General features: G+C 43.3%; 4 protein-coding genes. All 4 read right to left on the reverse strand.

The features are described 5' to 3' along the window. Positions 1-498 (reverse strand): PHP domain-containing protein (locus L4C33_RS20500; RefSeq protein ID WP_428814245.1); only part of this gene is annotated, 498 nt, incomplete at its 3' end. Positions 499-514: 16 nt separating this feature from the next. Then, positions 515-1,951: a Y-family DNA polymerase gene (locus L4C33_RS20505; protein WP_428814246.1), complete on the reverse strand. Its 1,437-nt coding sequence runs from the start codon at positions 1,949-1,951 to the stop codon at positions 515-517. 4 nt (positions 1,952-1,955) lie between these two features. Then, positions 1,956-2,645 (reverse strand): translesion DNA synthesis-associated protein ImuA, encoded by a 690-nt coding sequence (imuA, locus tag L4C33_RS20510; RefSeq protein ID WP_428814247.1) that lies wholly within the window; start codon positions 2,643-2,645, stop codon positions 1,956-1,958. Between the two features lie 162 nt (positions 2,646-2,807). Then, positions 2,808-3,551 carry a YciK family oxidoreductase gene (locus L4C33_RS20515; protein ID WP_428814248.1) on the reverse strand — a complete coding sequence of 248 codons (744 nt, stop codon included), beginning with the start codon at positions 3,549-3,551 and terminating at the stop codon, positions 2,808-2,810. Between the last annotated feature and the right edge of the window lie 80 nt (positions 3,552-3,631).

Consider the following 3,631-nt stretch of genomic DNA (forward strand, 5'->3'; position numbering starts at 1 on the left):
GTGCTGTATATAAGCTTTATCTTGCTGTTTCAAATGACGTTGTAAGCCTACCCATAGCCTTTTTGTATGGTGCTGATGTAGCCAGTCTCCCCAGTATTGATCGCAACCTTGGTGAGYTGGAATCCAAACGATAAAGCAGTGTTGAATAGACATGACGTCCCACTCGGAAAGTTGATAGCTACCTTTTTCACTGCGTCTTCGAGCGTTACTGATAACGCGACAAAGTTCAGCGTAAGCTTTCCGGTTAGGGCAAATGAGTATGAATTGGCATTCATCGTTGAGCCAAAACATACTGCCAACAATGAGTTCAATGGAGAGTTGGTGTTGTTGAATAGCTGCATGTGCTTTAACAATTCCAGCAACGGAGCATTCATCGGTAATCGCAATGGCTTGATAGCGTAGAAAGTCAGCTTGTAACACTAACTCGTCAGCGTGAGAAGCGCCTTCAAGAAAAGAGTAATTACTTTGGCAGAATAGCTCCGCATATTTTATCGACATAATAAATTAGACCGTACTAACAGAATAACCCGTGCAAAAACCAGTGCTTACCTGGAGTTCGATACACCCATAGCCAACGTCCTTGTTCACTTCGAGCAATAAAGTAGTCCCGTATAACCTTATCGCCGTCCCACCAACCTGCAATAATTCGTTCAGGACCTTGAGTGAGTTCTACTTTTTCAGTGAGCTTTTGAGGTTCGTCTAACAACAGGCTAGGTCTTAGGCGCTGTGGACTTACTTTATCGGTGTTACTTTCAAGCTCCTTATGTGTGCCGCTTATCTCACGTTGAGGTTTTGGCTGTGTATACAGGTTCGCTTTCTCAGGTCTTGGATCATGAGATAATTGTGGTGACGAGATAGCACTGTCTCCAAGCTTCGCCTGTAAAAGAGAAAGCAGTTCCAGTGAGCTTTGAGTGCCAGTATTACCATCAAATAAATCGCCATAATACGTATGGGGCTCACCTTGGCGGGAAAGGGATAAAGTCATACCATGAACGGCGGAGTCGAGCATTAAAGCTTCCATTTTTAAATTAGATAAAATCACCCATTTTGATGCTAAGTAGTCTCCCTGAGCCGATGTGAAAGTAATGATGCAGTCAGGTTTGTCACGTTGATGCAGCGCTAAACTCAGTTCAAATGCGACGCGATCCCTTAAGCGCAAAAAAGCTTCTAATTGATTGAGCAATTTGAGTAAGGGCTTGGCGAGCCACTGCACGTTCTCAATATCAAAAAGCAACTCTAAGTACTGTTCAAACTTTTCTGGCGGGTGGTAGAAATCAAGCGGGTGCTTAAATTGCCCGGATAAACGACCGACATAATTGACCAAGTCAATGTCAAAGCGTCGTGCAATGTCGGGTAGCGGCAACTTCAGTAAATCAGCTATCGAAGTAATACCAACACGTTTTAAGCGTTCAGTTTGTTTAGTGGGTAATTCAGTGGCGGTGAGTGAGTGTCGTTCGACCCTTTGCTGAATCTCAGACTTGTCTGAACTGACAAAGTTCTCTCTCATTTTTCCTAATAAAATGGTGGAGTAGGGGGAAAATCCTGAGGAAAAGCTAAAGTGTATTTTGAGTTCCGCTAAGTGGTTACGTAATACGCGCCAGTAATTATCTAAACCGTCGTATAGAGAAAGCATATTCGACGCTTTAATCAGTAATCCATTAGGAGGGTAAAGTACGATGTCAGAAGTGACTAAGTAGGCCCACTGAGCAATTTCAATGAGCTTTGATTGTTCCGACTCTGGGCTATAAGGGTGCACTTGCAAGTTATGACAAAGCGCCGCCGCAGAGCCAAGCCCCATTCCTGGTTTTATACCCATTTCTCGTGCTATTTGACTGCTTTGCAATACGCTATGATCTTTTTCGTTCACAATAATGAGTGGGTGCTCACTCTCCGCTTGGTAAAGGGAATCAAGCTGTAGTTGAGGGAAGTGTAAGTAAATCCACAATAGCATGCGTTTATCCTTGTTTTACCAATGGGAAGTTAAGAACTGTCGCGCTATGTCCACTTAGCTGTCTAGCTACGGTGAGTTCTGGCCATTGCTGTTCTAACCCAAGGACAAACGATCCGTAAGACCAACCTCCTTTACGTTTTACTATGGTGATCTTTAGCCCACTGTCATGGGGAGCCAGCTTCATGCTTAAAGAAACGGGCAGAGAAATTTGGTTTAAGCTGGTGGATTTAAAAATGAATTGCAGACTGTTTCCTGTTTCGCTGGCAATCTGCAAGCGCTTGATTTGATGTATTTCTAGCGCCACATTCCAAAGAAAAACTGAGCCACAGGCACCGCTTTTTAGACATTGTTCTGCTGCCCATAAAGCTTCGATATCAGAACGAGGGTTTATGATTAATATCTTGTCTAGTCGGATATTTTGAGCACTAAAAAACTCTGAGCTGATGATCCCTGGAGGGTTGATAAATACAACTAACCGATTAGCAGGGCTGTGTTGAATATGTGGCAATGCTAGACGTAGCTCACCAATACCATGCTGTGATTCAACTTCAATAACACCGTGCACAGGAAACCCACCATCTAATTTTTGGTCGAGTAATGGAAAGCCCGTTGAGATGGTTTGGTGCTGTTGTTGTGGTTGCTGACCTTGCCAAATTAAGTGGCGGCCTTTTAGATTTTCAATGAGTTCATGCATAATAGATACCTGTATATACATACAGTATATTTGAGTGTGGATTTGCTGCAAGAAATTTATCGCTGACGAGGGGGAATATTTTTATTGTGGATTCTAGATATGAAAAAAGGCCGCTTGGGGCGACCTTTTATATTGGGACTAAGTTGATGTTAACTAAAGACGTTATCTTTTTGGCTGAGCATCAACACAAAGACCGTTTGTTTCAGTCATGCTTGGATCCATTAAATGTAGATACAGTGGCATAATGTCTAACGGTGTTTTTAGTGTATTCGCATCTTCACCTGGGTACGCTTTTGCACGCATACGCGTTTGTGTTGCACCGGGGTTAATTGCATTGACTCGAATTGGTGTGTCGCTGAGTTCATCAGCAAGAATTTGCATCATGCCTTCAGTCGCGAATTTTGAAATCGCGTAGCTACCCCAGAACGTACGGCCTGAGTGACCGACCGTTGATGAAGTAAAGACAATACGACCTGCTTCTGATTTCTTAATGGTAGGTAATAAAGCTTGAGTCATTAAGAACTGTGCTTTGACGTTGATTTGGATAACGTCGTCAAACGTATTTTCTTCAACTTGCTCGAATGGACTCAGTGTGCCTAAAACGCCAGCATTATGCAGTAACCCATCAAGGCGACCGAATTGACCTTCAATTGTTTCAGCCATATCTAGGTAGTTTTGTTTCGTCGCACCCTTAAGGTCGAGAGGAATGATCGCTGGCTGTGGGTAACCCGCCGATTCGATTTCATCGTATATAAGTTCTAGGTTTTTAACATTGCGACCAAGCAGAATAACGGTTGCACCGCGCTCTGCAAAACTAAGTGCCGCCTGGCGACCAATACCTGCGCCAGCGCCGGTAACCAAAATTACTTTATCTTTGAGGGCATCTGGAGAGACTGAATATTCCACCGTGCTAATCCTTCTTTTTCATTATGCAGTTCATTCCGTTGGTGTTTTATCACACAGATAACGCTAGGAATGATTATAAA

The organism is Vibrio makurazakiensis, from assembly GCF_050337375.1.
GTDB classification, from domain to species: domain Bacteria; phylum Pseudomonadota; class Gammaproteobacteria; order Enterobacterales; family Vibrionaceae; genus Vibrio; species Vibrio makurazakiensis.

Excerpts from the sequence above, each read along its gene's own strand:
- imuA (WP_428814247.1), bottom strand. The coding sequence starts at position 2,645 with ATGCATGAACTCATTGAAAATCTAAAAGGCCGCCACTTAATTTGGCAA.
- L4C33_RS20505 (WP_428814246.1), bottom strand. The coding sequence starts at position 1,951 with ATGCTATTGTGGATTTACTTACACTTCCCTCAACTACAGCTTGATTCC.